Origin of the sequence: Agromyces soli (genome assembly GCF_022811605.1) — a bacterium.
In the GTDB taxonomy this organism is placed as follows: domain Bacteria; phylum Actinomycetota; class Actinomycetes; order Actinomycetales; family Microbacteriaceae; genus Agromyces; species Agromyces soli.
In genome coordinates this window covers 17,704-39,329 of record NZ_CP094533.1, presented here as the reverse complement: position 1 = coordinate 39,329, position 21,626 = coordinate 17,704, and the positions used below count along the sequence as shown (strand labels likewise).

General features: G+C 73.4%; 17 protein-coding genes. 15 read left to right on the top strand and 2 right to left on the bottom strand.

The window, feature by feature from the left end:
• Positions 1-255 precede the first annotated feature (255 nt).
• A complete protein-coding gene (locus MTP13_RS00175; protein ID WP_243569065.1) occupies positions 256-1,005 on the bottom strand; it encodes an IclR family transcriptional regulator in 750 nt (249 codons plus the stop codon).
• A gap of 249 nt (positions 1,006-1,254) precedes the next feature.
• On the opposite strand from MTP13_RS00175, the gene aceB reads away from it, so the two are divergent.
• The 4 genes from aceB to MTP13_RS00155 all read left to right on the top strand — a co-directional run bounded on the left by aceB (position 1,255) and on the right by MTP13_RS00155 (position 5,523).
• Positions 1,255-2,856, top strand: a complete 1,602-nt coding sequence (aceB, locus tag MTP13_RS00170) for a malate synthase A (RefSeq protein WP_243569064.1) — start codon at positions 1,255-1,257, stop codon at positions 2,854-2,856.
• Positions 2,856-4,175: an HpcH/HpaI aldolase/citrate lyase family protein gene (locus MTP13_RS00165; protein WP_243569063.1), complete on the top strand. Its 1,320-nt coding sequence runs from the start codon at positions 2,856-2,858 to the stop codon at positions 4,173-4,175. Before aceB ends, MTP13_RS00165 begins: the two co-directional genes overlap by 1 nt.
• A complete protein-coding gene (locus MTP13_RS00160) occupies positions 4,172-4,984 on the top strand; it encodes a bifunctional allantoicase/(S)-ureidoglycine aminohydrolase (RefSeq protein WP_243569062.1) in 813 nt (270 codons plus the stop codon). The genes MTP13_RS00165 and MTP13_RS00160 overlap by 4 nt, the downstream gene beginning before the upstream one ends.
• Positions 4,985-5,142: 158 nt before the next feature.
• Positions 5,143-5,523 carry a nuclear transport factor 2 family protein gene (locus MTP13_RS00155; RefSeq protein WP_243569061.1) on the top strand — a complete coding sequence of 127 codons (381 nt, stop codon included), beginning with the start codon at positions 5,143-5,145 and terminating at the stop codon, positions 5,521-5,523.
• A 33-nt stretch (positions 5,524-5,556) separates the two neighbouring features.
• On the opposite strand, the gene MTP13_RS00150 is transcribed toward MTP13_RS00155, so the two are convergent.
• A complete protein-coding gene (locus MTP13_RS00150) occupies positions 5,557-8,574 on the bottom strand; it encodes an AfsR/SARP family transcriptional regulator (RefSeq protein WP_243569060.1) in 3,018 nt (1,005 codons plus the stop codon).
• A gap of 126 nt (positions 8,575-8,700) precedes the next feature.
• Here MTP13_RS00150 and MTP13_RS00145 point away from each other — a divergent pair, with 126 nt between their 5' ends.
• The 11 genes from MTP13_RS00145 (at position 8,701) to MTP13_RS00095 (ending at position 21,597) form a co-directional block, all read left to right on the top strand.
• Positions 8,701-9,555 carry a hypothetical protein gene (locus tag MTP13_RS00145; RefSeq protein ID WP_243569059.1) on the top strand — a complete coding sequence of 285 codons (855 nt, stop codon included), beginning with the start codon at positions 8,701-8,703 and terminating at the stop codon, positions 9,553-9,555.
• Entirely contained in the window at positions 9,552-10,613 is a 1,062-nt protein-coding gene (locus tag MTP13_RS00140; RefSeq protein ID WP_243569058.1) for an ABC transporter permease, read from the top strand. The genes MTP13_RS00145 and MTP13_RS00140 overlap by 4 nt, the downstream gene beginning before the upstream one ends.
• A 42-nt stretch (positions 10,614-10,655) precedes the next feature.
• A complete protein-coding gene (locus MTP13_RS00135; protein WP_243569057.1) occupies positions 10,656-11,804 on the top strand; it encodes a sugar ABC transporter substrate-binding protein in 1,149 nt (382 codons plus the stop codon).
• A 64-nt stretch (positions 11,805-11,868) separates the two neighbouring features.
• Entirely contained in the window at positions 11,869-13,407 is a 1,539-nt protein-coding gene (locus tag MTP13_RS00130) for a sugar ABC transporter ATP-binding protein (protein ID WP_243569056.1), read from the top strand.
• Positions 13,404-14,177: an aspartate/glutamate racemase family protein gene (locus tag MTP13_RS00125; RefSeq protein WP_243569055.1), complete on the top strand. Its 774-nt coding sequence runs from the start codon at positions 13,404-13,406 to the stop codon at positions 14,175-14,177. Before MTP13_RS00130 ends, MTP13_RS00125 begins: the two co-directional genes overlap by 4 nt.
• A complete protein-coding gene (locus MTP13_RS00120) occupies positions 14,174-15,454 on the top strand; it encodes an amidohydrolase family protein (RefSeq protein WP_243569054.1) in 1,281 nt (426 codons plus the stop codon). Before MTP13_RS00125 ends, MTP13_RS00120 begins: the two co-directional genes overlap by 4 nt.
• Positions 15,455-15,480: 26 nt before the next feature.
• Entirely contained in the window at positions 15,481-16,983 is a 1,503-nt protein-coding gene (locus MTP13_RS00115; RefSeq protein ID WP_243569053.1) for an aldehyde dehydrogenase family protein, read from the top strand.
• Entirely contained in the window at positions 16,976-18,424 is a 1,449-nt protein-coding gene (gene hydA / locus MTP13_RS00110; protein WP_243569052.1) for a dihydropyrimidinase, read from the top strand. Before MTP13_RS00115 ends, hydA begins: the two co-directional genes overlap by 8 nt.
• Positions 18,421-19,227: a (S)-ureidoglycine aminohydrolase gene (allE, locus tag MTP13_RS00105; protein WP_243569051.1), complete on the top strand. Its 807-nt coding sequence runs from the start codon at positions 18,421-18,423 to the stop codon at positions 19,225-19,227. The genes hydA and allE overlap by 4 nt, the downstream gene beginning before the upstream one ends.
• The gene (locus tag MTP13_RS00100) at positions 19,217-20,632 is read left to right on the top strand and encodes a M20/M25/M40 family metallo-hydrolase (RefSeq protein ID WP_243570888.1); all 1,416 of its coding nucleotides are present in this window, start codon (positions 19,217-19,219) and stop codon (positions 20,630-20,632) included. The genes allE and MTP13_RS00100 overlap by 11 nt, the downstream gene beginning before the upstream one ends.
• Positions 20,629-21,597, top strand: coding sequence for an amidohydrolase family protein (locus MTP13_RS00095; protein WP_243569050.1), 969 nt, complete (start codon positions 20,629-20,631; stop codon positions 21,595-21,597). Before MTP13_RS00100 ends, MTP13_RS00095 begins: the two co-directional genes overlap by 4 nt.
• The last annotated feature ends 29 nt before the right edge of the window (positions 21,598-21,626 follow it).

Below are 21,626 nucleotides of genomic sequence, written 5' to 3'. Positions count from 1 at the left end.
GTCTGCGTCGACGCCTGCGGCACCGGGGCCCCGGTGGCCCCACCTCGCACCGCGCCCGCCCGGGGGCGGACACCTCCAGGGTACCGCCCGCCGAACCGGCAGTTCTTACGATCCGGAATCCGGCTTTCGCAGAATGGATATGGATACTACGCGACTCGCGCGCGATCCGGCAGTGGCAGTGTCCGAGGGGTCGCCAGCGGCCGGCTCCAGCGAAGGCGGAGCCGCAGGTGAGGAGCGAACGGCGGGTGCGCGGGCTCAGGCCGCGGCGGCGAGCGCGCCGATCTCGCGCACCGCCTCGCGGAGCACGGGGATGGCCCGGGCGGCGAAGTCCTCGTCGACGCGGGCGATCGGTCCGGAGACCGAGACGGCCGTCGGCACGGGGGCGCCGGGCACGGCCATGGCGTAGCAGCGCACGCCGATCTCCTGCTCGCCGTCGTCGATCGAGTACCCGCGCGCGCGGATCTCGGCGAGGTCGGCGAGCAGCGCCTCGAGGGTGGTGATGGAGTGCTCGGTCTCGGCGGGCAGGCCCGTTCGGCCGACGATCTCGCGCACCTGCTCGTCGTCGAGCTCGGCGAGGATGGCCTTGCCGACCCCGGTGGAGTGCAGGTACGAGCGGCGGCCGACCTCGGTGAACATGCGCATGGCGTGCGGCGAGGGGGCCTGGGAGACGTAGATGACGCGGTCGCCGTCGAGGGTGGCGAGGTTCGCGGTCTCACCGAGGCGCTCGACGAGCCCCTTCAGCTGCGGTCGGGCGAGCTGGCCGAACTGCCGGTTCGCGACCTCGCCGAGGCGCACGAGGCGCGGGCCGAGCGCGTAGCGCCGGTTCGCGAGCTGGCGGGCGTAGCCGAGCGAGACGAGGGTGCGCAGCAGCCGGTGGATGGTCGGCAGCGGCAGCTCGGCCATCGTCGACAGCTCGCTCAGCGTGACGTCGCCGCCCGCGTCGGCGATGAGCTCGAGCAGGTCGAAGACCCGTGCGACGGACTTGACGCCTTCAGCTTCGGCCATGCCGGGGCTCCTCGGTTCTGCATCTCGGTGGCGAGTATCCGCATCGCGGAAAACGTGGGTGGACACAAGATACCGCACGGCCCCGCCGGGGTGGGGCGCCATGAGCGGCCCGCGGCGTCGTGGGTGATGCCGGAGGCTTGTGTTTCCGTAAAGCAAACATTAACATCCATAATGCGAAAACTTTTGGGACGCTCGGTGCATACGCGATGATGAGCGGACCGCGTCGAGCCGCGAAGGAGCAGCAGCCGCATGACCATCGAGATCACCACCCCCACCGACGTCGAGGGGGGCGACGAGATCCTCTCGGCCGAGGCCCTCGCCTTCGTCGAGGCGCTGCACCACCGCTTCGCGGCACGCCGGCTGGAGCTGCTCGCGGCGCGCGGCGAACGGCGCGAGCGGGCGGCGGCGGACGGGCGGCTCGACTTCCTTCCCGAGACCCGCGAGGTGCGCGAGTCCGAGTGGCGCGTCGCCCCCGCTCCGCCCGCTCTCCTCGACCGCCGCGTGGAGATCACGGGACCCGCCGCCCCGCCGAAGATGGCGATCAACGCGCTGAACTCCGGCGCCAAGGTCTGGCTCGCCGACCTCGAGGACGCCGCGAGCCCCACCTGGCACAACGTCGTCGCCGGCGTGCGCAACCTCCTCGATGCCGCCCGCGGCACGCTCGCGTACACCTCGCCGCAGGGCAAGCAGTACGCCCTCCGCAGCGACATCGAACGGCCGACCGTCGTCACCCGCCCGCGCGGCTGGCACCTCTCCGAGCGGCACGTGCTGATCGACGGCGAGCGGGCGAGCGGCTCGCTCGTCGACTTCGGGCTGCACGTCTTCCACACCGCGAAGCCGCTGATCGAGAACGGCCACGGCCCGTACTACTACCTGCCGAAGCTCGAGTCCCACCTCGAGGCCCGGCTCTGGAACGACGTCTTCGTCTTCGCCCAGGAGCAGCTCGGCCTGCCGCGCGGCACCGTGCGCGCGACCGTGCTCATCGAGACGCTCCCAGCCGCGTTCGAGATGGACGAGATCCTGTACGAGCTCCGCGAGCACGCCTCCGGACTGAACGCCGGCCGCTGGGACTACCTGTTCAGCTTCATCAAGGTGTTCCGCGACGCCGGCCCCGACTTCGTGCTGCCCGACCGCGCCGACGTCTCGATGACCGCGCCGTTCATGCGCGCCTACACCGAGCTGCTCGTGCAGACCTGCCACCGCCGCGGCGCCTTCGCCATGGGCGGCATGGCGGCCTTCGTGCCGAATCGCAACGACCTCGAGGTCACCCGCGCCGCCTTCGAGAAGGTCCGCGCCGACAAGACCCGCGAGGCCGAGGACGGCTTCGACGGCTCCTGGGTCGCCCACCCCGACCTCGTCCCGGTCTGCCGCGAGGTCTTCGACGGCGTGCTCGGCAGCCGGCCGAATCAGCTCGACCGCCAGCGCCCCGAGGTCGCGGTCACGGCCGAGCAGCTGCTCGACGCGGCATCCGCCCCCGGCCGGGTCACCGAGGCCGGGCTGCGGCTGAACCTCTCGGTCGCCGTCGCGTACACGGCGGTCTGGCTCTCGGGCGACGGCGCGGTCGCGCTGCACAACCTGATGGAGGATGCCGCGACCGCCGAGATCTCCCGCTCCCAGGTCTGGCAGCAGCTGCGCAACGGCGTCGAGCTCGCCGACACCGGACGCTCGGTCACGCCCGAGCTCGTCCGCACCGTGCTCGCCGAGGAGGTCGCGGCGCTCCGCGGGCAGGTGGACGCCGAGCGCTTCGCCCGGTTCTACGAGCCCGCAGCCCGCCTCGTCGAGGAGCTCTGCCTCGACGACGGCTTCGTCGACTTCCTCACCCTGCCCGCCTACGAACTCCTGGAGGGCTGATGGGTCAGGGCTCCGCCACCGCCCCCACGGCCGCCCTCGGCGCCGCCGCACTCGCCGACGCCGAGCGCCGCCTCGCCGCCACCGACGAACTGCTCGACCGTGCCTACCCGGGCGACGACGGCTCCCGGCAGCCCGTGCACACCGTCTACGTGCCGGCCGACCGCTTCACGCCCGAGCTCCCGGCGGAGTGGGGCGCCGCCGCCCTGGGCGCCGCCGAGGACGCCGGGGGCCTCGAAGCCGTCGCCGTCGTCGCCGGGCTCGACGCCGCGCTCGCCGCGGAGCTCGCGCCCCGCGTCGCCCGGAAGCTCGAGCGCGAGCCGATCGAGGACCTGCGACTCGACTTCGAGGACGGCTACGGCGATCGCGGCGACGAGGCCGAGGACGCCGACGCGGTGCTCGCCGCCCGCCGGGTGCTCGACGCCGTCGGCGCCGGCACCGCGCCGCCCTTCGTCGGCATCCGCTTCAAGTGCTTCGAGCGGCCGACGCGGGCGCGGGGCATCCGCACGCTCGACCTCTTCGTGACCGCCCTCGTCGAGGGCGGCGGGCTGCCCGACGGCCTCGTGCTCACCCTGCCGAAGGTCACCACCGTCGCGCAGGTCGAGACGATGGCGGCGCTCGCCGCCGAACTCGAGCGGGTGCACGGCCTCGCCGAGGGGCGGATCCGCTTCGAGGTGCAGGTCGAGACCCCGCAGCTCGTGCTCGGCGCCGACGGCCGCTCCCCGGTCGCGCAGCTGCCGCACGCCGCGCCCGGCCGCATCACCGGGCTGCACTACGGCACCTACGACTACAGCGCCTCGCTGCAGATCGCGGCCGGGTACCAGTCGATGGAGCACCCCGCCGCCGACCTCGCCAAGGGCGTCATGCAGCTCGCCGTCGCAGGCACCGGCATCCGGCTCTCCGACGGCTCCACGAACGTGCTGCCGCTCGGCGAGCGCACCGCCGAGGCGTGGGCGCTGCACGCGCGGCTCGTGCGGCGCTCGCTCGAGCGCGGCTACTACCAGGGCTGGGACCTGCACCCGCACCAGCTGCCGACCCGCTACCTCGCGAGCTACGCCTTCTTCCGGGAGGGCTACCCGGCCGCGGCCGCGCGGCTCCGCGCCTACCTCGAGCAGACCCCCGGCGCCGTGCTCGACGAGCCCGCCACGGCGCGCGCGCTCGCCGACTTCGTGCTGCGCGGCGTCGAGTGCGGCGCCGTCTCCGCCGCGGAGGTCGCCGCCGACGCCGGCGTGGAGCGGGCGGCACTCGTCGCGCTCGCCCACCCGCGGCTCGCCGCGGCATCCGTCCCCGCCACCACGTCGACCCCCGGAGCACCCGCATGAGCTACTACACGCCGAAGGGCGGCCTGCCCGCCCAGTCCGAGCTGCTCACCGACCGCGCGGTCGTGAAGGAGGCGTACACCGTCATCCCGAAGGACGTGCTGCGCGACATCGTCACGAGCAATCTGCCGGGCTTCACGGGCACCCGCTCCTGGATCATCGCGCGGCCCATCGCGGGCTTCGCGACGACCTTCGCCCAGCTGATCGTCGAGATCGCGCCCGGCGGCGGCGCGGAGCGCCCCGAACCGGAGGCCGGCGTCGAGGGCGTCGTCTTCGTCACCGCGGGCGAGCTCGCGCTGACCCTCGCCGGCGAACGGCACGTGCTCGGCGCGGGCGGCTACGCCTATCTCGCCGCGGGCGCCGAGTGGTCGATCGCGAACGAGGGCGGCGAGCCCGCCTCGTTCCACTGGATCCGCAAGGCGTACGAGCCGGCCGACGGCATCGCCGCGCCCGCCTCCTTCGTCACGCGGGATCAGGATGTCGCGCCGCGCCCGATGCCGGACACCGACGGGGCCTGGGCCACCACCCGCTTCGTCGACCCCGACGACCTCGCGCACGACATGCACGTGAACATCGTGACCTTCCAGCCGGGCGGCGTCATCCCCTTCGCCGAGACGCACGTGATGGAGCACGGCCTCTTCGTGCTCGAGGGCAAGGCGGTGTACCGGCTGAACGACGACTGGGTCGAGGTCGAGGCCGGCGACTTCATGTGGCTGCGGGCGTTCTGCCCGCAGGCCTGCTACGCGGGCGGCCCCGGGCCGTTCCGCTACCTGCTGTACAAGGACGTGAACCGGCAGATCCGGCTCACCTGACCCGACTCCCGCGCCCTCGGGCGGCGGGGACCAGCTCCGTGCCGGGTGACTCCCGGTCGGGGCGTCCGGAGCGCCCGGCGAAGCAGACTCCCTTCGCCGGGCGCTTCGTCGTCTCCGGGTTAACGCCCCGATGACGCCGGCCCTGAGACGGTGTGGGCATGACCACCACGGAGAACCCGGCCGACGCCCCCGCGGCGCTGCGCCGCACCATCATCGACCTCGAGTCGCAGCTGCTGAGCCCCGCGGGCCGCTCCGACCGCGACCTGCTCGAGGAGCTCATCCACGACGACTTCTACGAGATCGGCCGGAGCGGCAAGTACTGGCTGCGCGACGAGGTGATCGCGACCCTGCTCACCATTCCCGGCCAGGTGCAGCGGGTGAGCTTCGACCGGGTCGTCGAGCTCGCGCCCGGCGTCGCGCACGTGCGGTTCCGCACCGAGGACGCCGTCGGCGTCGTGCACCGCAGCTCGATCTGGATGCACGACGGGATGCGCTGGCGCCAGCGCTACCACCAGGGCACGCCCGACACCCAGGACTGATCCGTCGCACCGCGGGCCGCACGGGCCGGCGCCTCAGCGCAGCTGCTCGAGCAGGAGCCGCGTCTCGCGCGCGGGCTCGGCGCCGATGCCGCGGAGCGCGCCGACGCAGCCCTGGTACGCGGCGAGCACCTCGTCCGGCGAGCCGACCGCCGCCGCGATGCGCATCCGCAACCGCCAGGCGGCCTCGCGCAGCGGCTGCTCCTCGACGACGGCGCCGGCGAGCGCCTCGGCCCTCGCGAAGGCGCCGAGCTCGTAGGCGAGGCTCGCCGCCTCGAACCGGAGCCCCGCCGCGGTGGCGGCCAGCTGACTGCGGCGCTCCTCGGCCCACTGCGACTTCGCCTTCGGCAGGAACACCCCGCGTTCGTACGGCGCGAGCGCCTGCTCGAGCTCGCCGAGCCGGGTCGCCGGATCGTTGCTGCCCGCGCGGAGCGCCGACTGCTCGAACTGCAGCGACTCGCTGCGGAGCACGAGGCCGTCGCCGAGGGCGACCCGCTCGTCGACGATGAACGGCCCGAGCCCGTCGGGCAGCACCGAGCGCAGCTGGTGGATGACCTGCCGCAGGTAGGCGCGCGACGCGGCGGTGTCCGCGTCGTCGAAGAGCGCGCCGAGCAGCTCGGCCCGCGTCGCCGTGTGGGTGCCGGCGCCGGCGAGATACGCCACGAGCTCGTAGCACTTGCCGATGCGGGGGCGCACCTCGACGCCGTCGATCGACAGCGCCGCCGTGCCGAACTCCGCGATCGCGAGCACCGGGCCGGCCGACGCGGTCCCCGCGGGCGGGGCGCCCAGCACCTTCAGACCGAGCCGGTTCCAGGCGGTGTCGGTCTCGGCGAGGCCGTCGATGCGCCGGGACAGCACCTCGGGGAACTCGCGGAGGGCGCGCAGCAGCACCGCGTCGGTGCCCTGGCGCTTGGCGGCTTCGAGGGCGAGGTCGGGGTGGCGGTCGGCGCCGTCCGTGTCGCCGCAGCGCCAGGACGCCTCGGCGAGGTAGACCGCCGCGGTGGGCAGCTCGAGGAAGCGGCCGGAGGCCCGCATGCTGCGCACCGCGCGCTCGAGGCGCCGCCGTGCCGCCTCGTGCTCGCCGAGGAGCAGATGGGTGAGGCCGTACCAGGTGTCGATCTGCTCGGCGGTGGAGTCGTAGACGCGCGCGAGCGGATCGCGTTCGAGCGTGTCGAGCACGGTGCGCGCGGCCACGGGGTCGCGGCGCAGCCGCAGCTCGAGCTTCGCCTCGGACAGCTGCGCGAACAGGTCCCAGACCGCCGAGCCGATGCGCCGCGCCTCGGCCCGGCCATCGGCGATGCAGGCCCGCGCCTCCGCCTCGCGGCCGAGGTCGGTGAACAGCTCGGCGCCGACGACGCCCTGCAGGCCCGCGGTGAGCATCCCCGCCGATTCGACCCGCCGGTAGAGCTGGTGCGCCTGCTCGAGCTCGCCGATCGCCCGCAGTGCGGCGATCCGCCAGGGCCGCACCACGGCGTCGGCGGCGGCGTTGCTGACCGGGGCGGCGGCCTGCGTGAACCACCCGCGCCAGTAGTGCAGGCGCGCGACGAGCCCCGCGACGGATCCGCCGGTGAGGCTCATCGTCGCCCGCGCCTCGTCGGGCCGGTCGTCCATCAGCGTCAACAGATACTTCGCCGCCTCCAGCTCGGCGCCGGGATGCGCCACCGCCACGATCGCCGCGATGTCCTCGGTGCGGCACGCGTGGTAGTAGCACCAGATCATCATCGCGGCGGCGCGGCTCGAGCTCGCGGCGAGCGACTCGCGCTGGCCGAGGGCTTCGAGCTGGTCGGCGATGCGCACTCCGCGCCAGTACTCCTCGCGGGCGACGGCGAGCAGCAGCTCGCCGGTGGTGAGCGGGCTCGATCCCGACTGCCCCTCGTCGGCGAGGAGCTCCAGCCACTGCTCGACGACGTCGAAGTCGAGTCGGTCGATCAGGGTGACGATCGCCTCCTCCACGTACGGCAGCGCCTCCTCGAAGGCGCCGACCGCGAGCAGCTCGGCGGTCGCCTCGATCATGAAGCCCTCCGCCGCGAGCAGCCGGCCGAAGCGGGTGCGCAGCGCCACGACCTCGGCCCGGGGCCGCCGTTCGAGGAGCACGAGCAGATAGTCGCGGAGGACCCGGTGGTACCGCACCGTCTTGCCGCCCGGTTCCCACACGGCGGGGATGCGATGCGCGCGCAGCTCGGTCAGGTAGTGCTCGGCGCGCTCGAGGCCGAGGGCGGTCGCCCGCGGGGCGTCGACGGCGACGAGGAGGGCGGTGCTGATCGCGAACTCGCGCAGTTCGGGGCTGAGGCCCTGCATCACGTGCGCCCAGAGGTATGCGTGCAGCGGGTCGATCTCGGGCTGCAGCGCCATGCGGATGGGCTCGGCGGTGGTGCCCGCGAAGAGCACGCCGACGACCCATCCGCCGGTCGAGCGCATCACCGCCTCGACGTCGTCGGCCCCGCCGCCCGCCTGATCCAGCGCGACCGCCGCCTCCTCCGGGGTGAAGGCGAGCTCGCGGTCGATCAGGTAGTCGATGCGCTCCGAGCCGGGCGCGGCGCTCGAGGCGAGCGTGATCGCGGTGCGCGAGATCAGGATGATCCGCACGTTCGCCGGCGCGAACCGGACGAGCCCGTCGATCACCTCCATGGGCTTGTGCTGCGCGGAGACGCGGTCGAGCTGGTCGATCACGAGCGTCACCGGACCGAGCTCGGCGAGCGCCTCGATCAGCAGCCCGGCGACCTCGCTGTGCGGGGCCTGGGCGGCGAGCACGTTCTGCACGAGCTCCGCCACGCCGGGGGCGAGGTGCCCGAGCGACGCCGCGAGGTAGGTCAGCAGCCGGCCGGGCGAGGAGTCGGCGGCGTCGACCGTGAGCCACGCGACGTTCGGATCGTCGCGGAGCGCGACGCGGACGGCGGTGGTCTTGCCGGCGCCGGCGGTCGCGCAGACGACGAGCACCGGCAGTGCGTCGAGCCGACGGTGGATCGACGCCTCGAGGCGCGGCCGCGGCACCAGCAGCTCGGGCAGCGGCGGCGGCGTGATCTTGCCGCGCAGCAGCGGCAGCGCGTGTTCCATGAGCCCACCTGTGCGCTCGGTCGCGACGTGCGTGAACCCGTTCGGTCGACGGGTGTTAACGGATGCCGCTGGGTCGGGGGAGACGGTTTCGGTCCGGTTAACCGGGTGCTTCCTACCTTAGAGCCCATGACGAGCACCCATCCCCTCGAGCACCTGCGCCGGGACGAGCCCACGCGGCGCGGCGCCGGACTCAGCGGCCGCGAGGTCCGTCGCCTCGTCGATCTGGTGGTGACCGCCGAGCGCGAGGGCCGCCAGGTGACCGCGCTGTCGCAGATGGTGCCCGGACTCGGCCCGGACGACGCCCGCGTCATCCGCGACGAGCTGCTGCGCCGCCGCACGGCGGCGGGCGAGCGTGCGGTCGCCATCGTCTCGGTCGCCGACGGCGAGCCCGCCTTCGCGAGCACGACGGCGGTCGTCGACGGCACGACCCGCGTCTCGGCAGCGCCGGAGCTGCTCGTGCAGCCCGTGGCCGGCGTGCACCTCGACGGCGCCGCCCTGCGCGAGCTGCTGCACGGTTCGGGCGCGCCCGCGTTCGCGCCGGGCTCGGCGCGCGTCGGCCTCGCCACCTTCCGCAGCCCGTTCCGGCGGGAGGAGAGCGCCCTGGAGGACCTGCTCGCGGCGAACGGCGGCCTCTGCGGCGTCGCGGTCGCCGCGCGCCCCGGCGTCGACGCGGCCGACTTCGCGCTCCGCAGCGGCGGGCGGCTCCTCGTCTCGGGGCGCGCCCCGCACGCGAGCGACTCCTGGGCCGCCGCGCTCGAGACCGTCGTCGCCGCGCTCGAGCGCTGCGCCCCCCTTCGCGAACTCGGGGCCGGACTCCGCGACGCCGAGGCGCCGTTCCCCGGACTCGTCTTCGCGACCGCGCTCGGCGAGGCGATCGCCCTCGACGCCGGTGACGCCGTCGACCTCGAGCTGGCCGGGCGCCACTGCGCGACGGTCAGCGCCACCTCAGACCGACACATCCTGATGGGAGACCCCGAATGAGCCAGACCGAGACGTCCCCGGCATCCCGCGACACCACCGGACCGGGCCCCGCGCCCGTCGCCCCGCCCCCTCGGCGGAGCGCGCCGGCGCCGGCCCAGCAGGAGTCCCTCTTCCGGCGGCTGACGTACAAGTACGCCGTGCTGGGCGTGCTCATCCTCGTGGTCGTCGTGTTCTCGATCGCCGCGCCGCAGACCTTCTTCACCTTCGAGAACCTCCGCGTCATCACCTCCTCGCAGAGCGTGCTCATCATCGCCGCGCTGGGCCTCGTGCTGCCCTTCGCCGCCGGCGAGTTCGACCTCTCCTTCGGGCCCATGATCGCCTGGTCCTCGGTCGGCCTCGCCGTGCTGTACGTGCAGTTCGACGTGCCGGGGGCGATCGCCATCCCGATCGTGCTCGCCTCGACGTGCGCGTGGGGCCTGCTGAACGCGTTCTTCATCGTGAAGGTCGGCATCAGCTCGATGATCACGACCCTCGGCATGGGCACCGTCATCACCGGCCTCACGCTCGCGATCTCCGGCTCCCAGGTCATCGCGGGGGCGCCCGAGTTCCTCACCGCCGTCGCGACCCAGCAGTTCCTCGGCCTCCCGCTGCCCGTCTACTTCGCCTTCATCCTGGCGTTCCTCGTCTGGCTGTTCATGGAGCACACCCCGCTCGGCCGCTACATCTACTTCACCGGCGAGGGCCGCGAGGTCGCGCGCCTGAGCGGCCTGCCGACCGACCGCATCCGCGTCTTCGCGCTCACCGCGAGCGCCCTGCTCTGCGGCGTCGCCGGCGTGCTCAACGTCGGCCGGCTCGGCAGCGCCGACCCGAACCTCGGCGCCTCGTTCCTGCTGCCGGGCGCGGCCGCCGTGTTCCTCGGCGCGACGGTCATCAAGCCCGGACGGTTCAACGCCTGGGGCACCGTCATCGCCGTGTTCCTCGTCGTCACGGGCGTCACCGGGCTGCAGATGCTCGGCGGCGCGGGATGGCTCGAGAACGTCTTCAACGGCGCAGCCCTCGTGCTCGCCGTCTCCTTCGCCGCGATCGTGAGCCGCAAGTCGGCGACGGCGACCTCCTGACCCACCCGCAACACTCATCCCCCATCGGAAGGAATCAGTGCAATGAGGCACCATCGTTCGTTCACCGCCACCCTCGCGGCCCTCGGCCTCGCGACCGCCCTCGTCGCCCTCACCGGCTGCCAGGCCAGCGGCGCCGGCGCCGCCCTCGCCGACTCGAAGGTCGACGCCACCGAGGGCAAGGCCGCGGCCGCCGCCTTCGTCGAGGACAGCGCGAAGCCCGCCGAGTTCATCAGCCCCGGCGACCCCATCGACATCTCCGCGTTCCAGGGCGAGACCATCGCCGCCATCACGCTCGACAACTCGCTGCCCTTCGTGCGCGCCGTCCTCGACGGCATGACGGAGGCCGGCGAGGCCGCGGGGGTGAAGGTCACCATCTACGACGCCAAGGGCTCCACCGACACCGCGGCGAAGCAGATCGACCAGGCGCTCGCCGCCGGGTCCGCCGCGATCGTCGCCTTCGGCATCAACTTCAACCTGCTGCCCACGGCCATCGACGGCGCGAACGCCGCCGGGGTGCCGGTGATCGGCGCGCTGAACGTCGACGTGAACGCCGAGCTCGAGAAGGGCGCCGCCGGAGAGGTCAGCATCGACTACTTCAAGTCCGGCAAGCTGGTGGCCGCCTACGCGATCGCGAACACGGAGGGGGCCGTGCACGGCGCGGTGCAGAACCTGCCGTCGATCGAGACGTTCACCGCCATGCGCGAGGGCGTCGAGGCCGGCTTCACCGAGTACTGCTCGGCGGAGTGCACGCTGAAGGTCGACGACCTGATGCAGTCGAACTTCAAGACCGCCGCCGAGACCCTCACCGGCTCGCAGATCTCGAGCAACCCGAAGCTGAACTGGATCTTCCCCGCGATCGACGGCATCGCGCAGTTCACGATCCCCGCGGTCGAGCTCTCGAGCCGCAAGGACGAGATCCGGCTCGGCAGCATCAACGCCTTCGAGGCGAACCTCGGCTACATCCTCGACGGCCGCGTCCAGGCCGTCGACGTCGGCAACAGCAACACCTGGCTCGGCTGGGCGATGATGGACCGCGCGCTGCGCGCCCTCGCCGGCGAGGAGCCCGCCATGAGCGAGGTGCCGGTGAAGCTCTTCGACGCGGAGAACCTCGACGGCGTCGACATCGCCTCCGAGGCGGCCCTCTACGACAACGTCGACTACCGGTCCGAGTACGCCGCACTCTGGAAGTAGCACCGCCCGCGGGTCGCGGCCGGTGCCGCGACCCGCGGATCGATCCCCAAGGGAGAGACCGCACATGACGCAGCGACTCGACGAACGCCGCCCCGGGGGCGGCATCGTCCTCACGAACATCTCCAAGACCTTCGTCACCAACACGGTGCTGCACGACGTCTCGCTGACGTTCCGGCCCGGGACCGTGACCGGCGTGCTCGGCGAGAACGGGGCCGGCAAGTCCACCCTGTTCAAGGTGCTCGCCGGCATCCACGAGCCCGACGCGGGCGGCCGCCTCGAGGTGGACGGCGTCGAGGCGCCGCTGCCGCTCACCCCGACGAGCTCGGCCGAGCTCGGTTTCGCCTTCGTGCACCAGGACCTCGGGCTCGCGGGCTCGCTCTCCGTCACGGAGAACGTCTTCGTCGGGGCGATGCTCCGCAAGCACGGGCTCATCGACTGGAAGGCGCAGGCCGCGAAGGTGCGCGAGCTGCTCGGCCGGCTCGGCGTCGACGTCGACCCGAGCACGCCCGTGCAGGAGCTCACCCAGTCGGAGAAGGCCGTCGTCGCCATCGCCAGGGCGATCTACGCCAGGGGCCGGGCGTCGTCGGCGCTCCTCGTGCTCGACGAGCCGACCGCGAACCTCACCGGCGCCGAGCGGGACCGCCTCTTCGACGCCATGCGCGCGGCCGCCGCCACCGGCACCGCGATCGCGTTCTGCACGCACCGTCTCGACGAGGTGCTCACCGCCACCGAGCAGGTCATCGTGCTGCGCGACGGCCGCGTCGTCATGGACGCGCCGACGTCGAGCATCTCCGGTGAGAAGGAGCTCGCCCGGCACATCCTCGGCCGCGACCTCGACACCTACTTCCCGGAGCGCACGAGCCGCGCCGTCGACGGAGCCGCGCCGATCCTCCGGGTGGAGGACCTGACGGGCGCCGGCGTGGAGGGTTTCTCGCTCGAGATCCGCCCCGGCGAGATCGTCGGGCTCACGGGGCTCGCCGGCGCCGGCCACGACACCGTGCCCGACCTCATCCTCGGCGCCGTTCCCGCCCGCCGGGGCACGGTGAAGGTCGACGGCCGGACCATCCGCGCCTCCTCGCCGACCACGACGACGACCGCGGGCATCGCGGTGCTGCCGGCCGACCGCAAGCGCCGTTCGGGCATCATGTCGGCGTCGATCGCGGAGAACCTCACGCTCGCCTCGCTGCGCCGCTTCGCCCGGCGGGGGCTCATCGACCACCGGGCCGAGCGCTCGAGCGTCGTCGCCGCGATGGAGCACTTCGACGTGCGGCCGCTGGGCGACCCCGACCGTGCGCTGCAGACGCTGAGCGGCGGCAACCAGCAGAAGGTGCTGATCGCCAAGTGGGCGTCCCGCGACGGTGTGAAGTGCCTCATCCTGCACGAGCCGACGCAGGGCGTCGACGTCGGCGCCAAGCGCACGATCCTCGAGCACGTCGCACGGATGGCCGCCGATGGCGTCGCGATCCTCATCGTCTCCTCCGAGCACGAGGAGCTCAGCCACCTCTGCGACCGCGTGCTCATCATGCGCGGCGGCGAACTGCGGCGCGAGATGCGCGGCAGCGGCGCGAAGCAGATCACCGAGCAGTGCTACGTCGCCGCATGACCGTGCAGCGCACCGCCCCGCCCGACCCGGCCGGCCGCATCCGGCGCATCGCGGTCGTGAACTCCAACAGCTCCGCCGTCGTGACCGAGCAGCTCGCCGACACCGTTGCGCCCGAGCTCCTGCCGGGCACCGTGGCCGACTTCCTGAACCCCGCGGCAGGCCCCGCGGGCATCGACACCCTGCTCGACGTCGCCGTGTCGGGCGCCGAGACCGCGCTGCTCGTGCGGGCCCTGCGCGACGACTACGACGCCTTCGTCGTCGCCTGCGGGAACGATCCGGGGCTCGCCGCGGCCCGCTCCGTCACCGACCGCCCCGTCGTCGGCATCGCCGAGGCAGGTTTCCTGCAGGCGTGCGCCCTGGGCGACACCTTCAGCGTCGCGGTGCTCGCGCCGGGCAAGGCCGCCGCGATGCGCGCGCTCGTGCGCTCCTACGGGCTGGACGGCCGGCTCGCGTCGATCGTGGCTGCGGACTCCTCGAGCGGGGCGGCCGCGGCGGATGCCGATGCGCTGCTCGCCCAGCTCGTCGCCGCCTGCGAGGCGAACGCCGACGGGCTCGGCGACGCGCTCGTGCTCACCGGCTCGGTGATGGGCCGGGTCGCCCCGGCGCTCGCCGAGGCGATCGGCCGCCCCGTCGTCTCGGGGCTCCTCGCCGGCGTCCGCAGCGCCGAGCATCTCGCCGAGCTGCACCGCGGCGGCGCACCCGGCGCCGCCGTCCCGGCAGCGGCGACCACTCAGACCAGCCCCACCCGAGCAGAGCAGGAGCCGCAATGACCACCAGCACCCGATTCGTCCTGGGCGGCCCGATCCTCGACACGGCGGCCCGCGCGTTCGTCGACGACCACATGGTCGTCGTCGAGGGCGACCGCTTCGTCGGCGTCGAGCCTGCGTCGCAGCTGCCCTCCGACGCCGTGCACGTCATCGACGTCGCCGGCGCGCACATCCTGCCCGGACTCATCGACGCGCACACCCACCTCATGAGCCGATCCGGCGTCGAGGCCGATGCGAAGCTGATCACGACCTCCGCGATCGACGGGGTCATCATGGCGAAGCGTCAGATCGAGTCCGGCGTCACCTCGCTCCGCGACCCCGGCTGCAAGCACCGGGGCATCCACCAGCTCCGCGACGAGATCGCGTCGGGCCGCATCGTCGGCCCGCGCGCCTACACGGCCGGGCCGAACATCGTCGGCAGCGGCGCGCCCGTCGACTGGCGCAACCACTTCGTCGACGGCGTCGACGACGTGCGCAAGGCGGTGCGCGAGGAGATCAAGTCCGGCGCGGACCTCGTGAAGCTCGTGCTCTCGCACACCGCAGCCGACTCCGACTGGGACACCTGCCTGCGCTACCTGAACGACGAGGAGATCGCCACGGCGGTCGCCGAGGCGCACCTGCTCGGCACCCGCGTCGGCTGCCACTGCGAGGGCCTCCCGGCCGCGCGCGCCGCCGTGAACGCGGGGATCGACGTGATCGACCACGGCCTCGCGCTCGACGACGCGCTCGTCGCGCAGATGGCGGAGCAGGGCACCTTCTACGTGCCGACGCTCTGGGCGTTCTCGACGAACACCCACCTGCACATCGGCAAGACGATCCCCGAGGAGCGCGCCGCGCTCTACGAGGAGAAGATCGCCGGCCCGCACCGGGAGTCGGTGCAGCGGGCGATGGCGGCCGGCGTGAAGATCGCGGCCGGCACCGACCCCGTGCACTGGATCCCCGCGCGCGACGTCATGGTGTGCGAGCTCGAGACGCTCGTCGCCGCCGGCATGGCCCCGATCGACGCGCTGCTCGCCGCCACCGCCGGCTCGGCCGACGCGATCGGCGACCCGACGATCGGCAGCATCCGGCCGGGCAACCGGGCCGACCTCGCCGTCTTCGACGGCGACCCCCTGCGCGAGCTCCGGGCCCTCGCCCGACCGCGCCTCGTGATGAAGGACGGCGAGATCCTCGTCGACCTCCGGCACGACCAGGCCGCGGCGGACGCCCTCTGGGCGGACCTCGCGACCGGCATCCCCGCCTCCGACCGCCAGCCCGAGCTCTGGGGCCAGCGCGCGTGACCACTCGATTTCCGAAGGAGAACACCATGACACTCGACACCGCCATCACCACCGACTGGATCGACCTCGCCGCCGCCGCGGCGCCCGAGGGCGGCGCGTTCATCGACGGCGCCTACGTCCCGGCGCTCTCGGGCGAGACCGTCGAGAACCGGAGCCCCGTCGACGGGCGGGTGCTGAACCGCATCGCCGCCGGGGTCGAGGCCGACGTCGACCGCGCCGTCGCCGCGGCCCGAGCCGCCTTCGACGACGGACGCTGGTCCGCTGCGGCCCCCCGGCACCGCAAGCGCGTGCTCACGGCCTTCGTCGCCGGCATCCGTCGCGACCGCGTCCGGCTCGCCACGATCCTCACGGCCGACAGCGGCAAGCCGATCTCGGCCTCGCTCGGCGAGGTCGACGGGGCGGCGGCCGTGCTCGAGTTCTACACCGAGGCGATCGACAAGTGGGCCGGCGAGGTCATGCCGACCCCGGGCTCCGCGCTCGCGCTCGTGACCCGCGAGGCCCTCGGCGTGGTCGGCGCGGTCGTGCCGTGGAACTTCCCGATCGGGATGCCGATGTGGAAGATCGCCCCGGCGCTCGCCACCGGCAACTCCGTCGTCGTGAAGCCCGCCGAGCAGGCCCCGCTGCCCGTCATCGCGCTCGCCGAGCTCGCCGCGGAGGCCGGCCTCCCGGACGGCGTCTTCAACGTCGTGCCGGGCCGCGGCGACCGGGCCGGCAAGGCGCTCGGCCTGCACATGGACGTCGACAAGATCGCGTTCACCGGCTCGACGCAGGTCGGCAAGTACTTCCTGCAGTACGCGGGGCAGTCGAACCTCAAGTCGGTCTCGCTCGAGTGCGGCGGCAAGTCGGCCAACATCGTGCTCGCCGACGCGCCGGACCTCCGCGCCGCCGCGAAGGCGGCCGCGCTCGGCGGCTTCGTCAACGGCGGCCAGATCTGCAGCGCCGGCTCGCGGCTCGTCGTCGAGGAGTCGATCCGCGACGAGTTCCTGGAGCTCGTCGTCGAGGCCAGCCGGATCTGGGCGCCCGGCGACCCGTTCGCGGAGGACACGCTGATGGGCGCCATCATCGACACCGAGCAGCTCGACCGGGTGTCGAGCTACGTCGAGATCGGCCAGCAGGAGGGCGCGCGCCTCGTGACCGGCGGCAGCCGCACCCGGCTCGAGACCGGTGGCACGTACCACGAGCCGACGATCTTCGCCGAGGTCGACAACCGCATGCGGATCGCTCAGGAGGAGATCTTCGGACCGGTGCTCTCGGTGATCACGGCGAAGGACGCCGACGACGCCGTGCGGATCGCGAACGACTCCGACTACGGGCTCGCCGCGGCGGTGTGGACGAGCAACGTCTCGACGGCGCACCAGGTGTCGCGGGCCCTGCGTGCCGGCACGGTGTGGGTGAACTGCTACAACCAGGCCGACATCAACGTGCCGTTCGGCGGGTACAAGCAGTCGGGCAACGGTCGCGACAAGTCGCTGCACGCGCTCGACCAGTACACGCAGCTGAAGACGAACTGGTTCAACCTCGATGTCTGAGTCCCCTCGTCGGACGGTGGTCGCGGGCGGCACGGTGGTGACGCCCGCGACCACGGAGCCGGCCGACGTCCTCGTCGAGGACGGGGTCGTCGTCGCGGTCGTCGCGCCGGGCGGCGCGGGCCCGGCCTGGGCCGGCGCGGAGCGGATCGACGCGGCGGGCCTCCTCGTGCTGCCGGGCGGGGTCGACGTGCACACCCACCTCGACGCCGTCTTCCGCGGCACCGTCCGCACGGCCGACGACTTCGAGACCGGCACCGCGGCGGCGGTCGCCGGCGGGACGACGACCATCGTCGACTTCTGCCGGCCGGAGGCGGGCGAACCGCTCGCCGCCGCGCTCGCCGGATGGCGCGAGCGGGCGGCGGCGCAGCGGCCGTGGGCGGACTACGGCGCGCACGTCATCCTGGTGCAGCCGGATGCCGCGGCGCTCGACGAGCTCGACGCGCTGCCCGGCCTCGGGGTCTCGAGCATCAAGATGTACATGGCGTACCCGGGGCGCATGATGAGCGACGACGGCGCCATCCTGCGGGCGATGCAGCGCGCGGCGGAGCTCGGCCTGCTCGTGCTCGTGCACGCCGAGAACGGGCACGCCATCGACGTGCTCGTCGACGAGGCGCTCGCGGCGGGGCACGTGGAGCCGGAGTGGCACGGCCGCACCCGGCCGCCGCTCACCGAGGCGGAGGCGGTGCACCGGGCCGCCACCCTCGCCCGCATGGCCGGCGCCCGGCTCTACGTCGTGCACGTCTCCTCGGCCGCGGCGCTCGCGGAGGTCGAGCGGGCGCGGTCGGCCGGGGCCGCCGTGCACGCCGAGACCTGCTCGCACTACCTGGTGCTCGACGAGTCGATGCTCGAGGGCCGCCCCCGCGAGCTCGCGGCCGGCCTCGTCTGCTCCCCGCCCGCGCGGAGCGCGAGCGACCGCGAGCGCCTGTGGCAGGCGCTCGCCGACGGCGGCCTCGAGGTGCTCTCGAGCGACCACTGCCCGTTCGCCCTGCACGGGCAGAAGATCGTCGACGAGGACTTCACCCACATCATGAACGGCCTGCCCGGAGTGGAGCAGCGGCTCTTGATCGCCTACCAGGGCGTCGCCGAGGGGCGGTACCCCCTCGAGCGGATGGTCGAGGCGGTGAGCGCCCGTCCCGCGGAGCTCGCGGGGCTGGCCCCGCGGAAGGGCGCGATCCGCGCCGGCGCGGACGCCGATCTCGTGCTGCTCGACCCGGCGGCCCGCACCGTCTTCTCGGCGCGCACCCACCATTCCGCGGCGGACTACCTGCCGTACGAGGGGATGGCGGTCGCCGGCGCCGTCCGCCGGGTGCTCCTCCGCGGCCGGACCGTCGTCGCCGACGGCGAGCTCGTGTCCGACGGACGGAGCGGCCGCTACCTCCCGCGCACCCCGGCGCCCGCCGCCGCGCATCCCCAGCTCGAAGAGATCGGAGAGACTCGATGACCCAGACGCAGATCCAGCCCCAGACGCAGATCCAGCCCCAGACGCAGATCCAGCCCGCCCTCCCGCCGTTCCAGGTGTCGACGAACCGCGGCGGCCTCGGGCCCGGGCACTACGTGATCACGCCGTCGAACCACTTCGGCTCCCGACTGCCCGATTTCGCCTCCACCGTGGTGAAGAAGCTCACCACTCCGCGCAACGGCTCGGCGCGGGTCGCCATGTACCTGCTCGAGATCGAGCCGGGCGGCGGCACCACCCGTCCGACCGGCGACGGCTTCGAGCACTTCCTCTACGCGCTCGACGGCGGCCTCAGCGGCCCCTTCGGCGAGGACGCGCCGGCGAGCGCGTTCGCCTTCCTCCCGGCGGGGGAACGGTTCGAGGTGGCCAACCGCTCCGCGTCGACGGCCCGGCTGATCTGGGTGAAGCGACGCTACGAGGCGCACCCCGGCGTGCCCGACCCGGCGCCGGTCACGGGCGTCGCCGGCCCGATGACCGCGACGCCCGGCTCGGTGCCCGGCGTCTACCGGCTCGAGCTGCTGCCCGCCGAGCCGTCGTTCGACTTCGCGATGAGCATCCTCTCCTTCGACCCGGGCGCGGTGTTCCCGAAGGTGGAGATCCACGACGAGGAGCACGTGCTGTACATGCTCGAGGGCCGCGGGGTCTACGTGCTCGACCGCGCGCACTACGAGGTCGGCGAGGACGACTTCGTGTACATGGCGCCGTACTGCCCGCAGTACTACTACCCGGGCGGCCTCTCGCGCTCGGCGTACCTGCTGTACAAGGATGCGAACCGTGATGGATTCTGAGGAACGCCGTCGTCGCCTGCGCGAGCTCGAGGAGGGGCGCGAGGCGCTCCTCGACCGGGTCGCCGAGCGGGCCGACGAGTACCTGTCCTGGCTCGTCGAGTTCGCCTCGATCCCGAGCATCAGCGCGACCGGCGAGGGGGTGCGCGAGTGCGCCCAGCACCTGCGCGACCGCATCCGCTCGATCGGACTCGATCCGGAGCTCCTCGAGACCGGCGCGCACCCGATCGTCTGGGCGAGCGCGGGCGAGCACGAGCGGAAGCTCCTCGTCTACGGGCACTACGACGTCGTCCCGCCCGGAGACGAGGCCGAGTGGCCGTTCCCGCCCTTCGAGCCGACGGTGCACGACGGCTCCCTCTGGGGCCGCGGCGTCGGCGACAGCAAGGGCCAGATGCTCGCCCACCTCTGCGCGCTGTCCGCCTGGCTCGACGTCTTCGGCGAGCTGCCCCCGTTCCAGATCAACTTCATGTTCGACGGCGAGGACGAGATCGGCTGCGCCGACACCTCGGCGTACATCCGCGAGCACGTCGAGCGCTTCCGCGCCGACTTCCTGTACACCTCCGATGCCTCGACGCTCGGCGTCTGGGAGCCGGCGCTCTTCCTCGGCATCCGGGGCGCGCTCTACGTGGAGCTCGAGGCGCGCGGGGCGGACATCGAGTGGCATTCGGGCAGCTACGGCAGCATCCTGCCGAACCCGGTGACCCGCATGGCGCAGGCGATCGCGACGATGGTCGACGAGCACGGCCGCGTCGCGATCGAGGGCTTCTTCGACGACGTCGCACCGATCGCCGAGGAGCTCCGCGCGTTCGCCAGGCGGCTGCCGCCCGAGTTCCTGCCGGGCGCCGAGGCGTTCGGGATCGCCGCCTTCGAGCGCGACGACCCGGTGGAGTCGATGTTCTTCGAGCCGCGGATGTGCGTCTGCGGCATCGAGGGGGGCTACACGGGCGAGGGGCTGAAGATGGCCGTGCCGACCTCGGCGACGGCGAAGATCGACTTCGCGCTGCTGCTCGGGCAGCGGCCCTCGCGCGTCGCCGAGCTGCTCCGGGCCCACCTCGACGCGCACGGCTTCGCGGACATCTCGATCACGGTGCTCTCCGACGCCCCGCCGTCCGGGGTGGCGAGCGATCACCGGCTCGTCGCCACGGCGCGCGCGGCGCTCGAGTCGGTGTGGGGCCGTCCGCCGGTCGTGATCCCCTCGATCGGCGGCGGCGGGGTGTTCGCCACCTTCGTCGACGCGGTCGGCCTCGACTGCCTGCTCGTGCCCTACGCGCAGCCCGACATGCAGGAGCACTCGGCGCAGGAGCACCTGTCGCTTGAGTGGTTCGTGAACGGCGTCAAGACGAGTGCCGAGCTCTACCGGCGGCTCTCGATCGCGGCGCTCGGCGACGCGGAGGAGGGCGCGGAGTGAGCGTCGTCGACGTCCACACCCACTTCGTGCCGTCCTTCGTCCGCGACGTCCTCGCGGCAGAGAGCGGCGAGCATGGCCTCTCCGGCACGGCCGAGCACCTGGAGAGCCCCGCCGGGCGGCTGCCGCTCGCCTACCCCGAGCTGCACTCGCCCGCCGCGAAGCTCGCGGCGATGGGGGAGCGCGGGGTCGACGTGTCGATCGTCTCGCTCACCCCGCACCTGTTCATCTACGAGGCGGAGCACGATCCGGTCGGGTTCGCGCGTCGCGCGAACGACGAGCTCGCCGCGTTCGTCGCCGGCGAGGTGCGGCTGCACGGGCTCGCGACCCTGCCGATCGGGCACCCGGCGGAGGCGGCGGCGGAGCTTCGCCGCGGCGTCGACGAGCTCGGGCTGCGCGGGGCGATCATCGGCACCGGCCGTTCGGCCGAGCTGCCCCTCGACCGGCTCGGCCTCGACCCGCTCTTCGCGGCCGCGGCCGAGCTCGGGGTGCCGCTGCTCGTGCACCCCTTCTACTGCGGGGTGGTGACCTCGCCCGAGTTCTTCCTCAACAATTCGCTCGGGGTCCCGTTCGACGCCGCCTGGGCGGTGGGGCGGCTGATCGCCTCGGGCGCGCTCGACCGGCATCCCGAGCTCCGGCTCGTGCTGCCGCACGGCGGCGGTGCGCTGCCGTACCTGCTCGGCCGGCTGGACAATGCCTGGCGCCGTCGGCCCGAGCTTCGCGAGCACGCGGAGAAGGCGCCCTCCGACTATCTCGGCCAGCTGTGGTTCGACTCGATCCTGCACGCGCCGGCCGCCCTGCGCTTCATCGCGGAGCTGGCGGGCGCCGAGCGGGTTCTGCTCGGCACGGACTCGCCGTATCTCACGGGTGACGCCGATCCGCGCGCGAGCTTCGCGGCGGCCGGTCTGGACCCGGCGCTCGCCGGTCTCGCCGCCGCGGAGCTGTTCGGCCTCGCCGACGTTCGCTGACGCATCGGTTGACGCGAGCGCGGCACTCG

What these genes read in the sequence shown, in the direction of transcription:
- MTP13_RS00175 (WP_243569065.1), bottom strand. Translation starts at nt 1,005, where the DNA reads ATGGCCGAAGCTGAAGGCGTCAAGTCCGTCGCACGGGTCTTCGACCTG.
- aceB (WP_243569064.1), top strand. Translation starts at nt 1,255, where the DNA reads ATGACCATCGAGATCACCACCCCCACCGACGTCGAGGGGGGCGACGAG.
- MTP13_RS00165 (WP_243569063.1), top strand. Translation starts at nt 2,856, where the DNA reads ATGGGTCAGGGCTCCGCCACCGCCCCCACGGCCGCCCTCGGCGCCGCC.
- MTP13_RS00160 (WP_243569062.1), top strand. Translation starts at nt 4,172, where the DNA reads ATGAGCTACTACACGCCGAAGGGCGGCCTGCCCGCCCAGTCCGAGCTG.
- MTP13_RS00155 (WP_243569061.1), top strand. Translation starts at nt 5,143, where the DNA reads ATGACCACCACGGAGAACCCGGCCGACGCCCCCGCGGCGCTGCGCCGC.
- MTP13_RS00150 (WP_243569060.1), bottom strand. Translation starts at nt 8,574, where the DNA reads ATGGAACACGCGCTGCCGCTGCTGCGCGGCAAGATCACGCCGCCGCCG.
- MTP13_RS00145 (WP_243569059.1), top strand. Translation starts at nt 8,701, where the DNA reads ATGACGAGCACCCATCCCCTCGAGCACCTGCGCCGGGACGAGCCCACG.
- MTP13_RS00140 (WP_243569058.1), top strand. Translation starts at nt 9,552, where the DNA reads ATGAGCCAGACCGAGACGTCCCCGGCATCCCGCGACACCACCGGACCG.
- MTP13_RS00135 (WP_243569057.1), top strand. Translation starts at nt 10,656, where the DNA reads ATGAGGCACCATCGTTCGTTCACCGCCACCCTCGCGGCCCTCGGCCTC.
- MTP13_RS00130 (WP_243569056.1), top strand. Translation starts at nt 11,869, where the DNA reads ATGACGCAGCGACTCGACGAACGCCGCCCCGGGGGCGGCATCGTCCTC.
- MTP13_RS00125 (WP_243569055.1), top strand. Translation starts at nt 13,404, where the DNA reads ATGACCGTGCAGCGCACCGCCCCGCCCGACCCGGCCGGCCGCATCCGG.
- MTP13_RS00120 (WP_243569054.1), top strand. Translation starts at nt 14,174, where the DNA reads ATGACCACCAGCACCCGATTCGTCCTGGGCGGCCCGATCCTCGACACG.
- MTP13_RS00115 (WP_243569053.1), top strand. Translation starts at nt 15,481, where the DNA reads ATGACACTCGACACCGCCATCACCACCGACTGGATCGACCTCGCCGCC.
- hydA (WP_243569052.1), top strand. Translation starts at nt 16,976, where the DNA reads ATGTCTGAGTCCCCTCGTCGGACGGTGGTCGCGGGCGGCACGGTGGTG.
- allE (WP_243569051.1), top strand. Translation starts at nt 18,421, where the DNA reads ATGACCCAGACGCAGATCCAGCCCCAGACGCAGATCCAGCCCCAGACG.
- MTP13_RS00100 (WP_243570888.1), top strand. Translation starts at nt 19,217, where the DNA reads ATGGATTCTGAGGAACGCCGTCGTCGCCTGCGCGAGCTCGAGGAGGGG.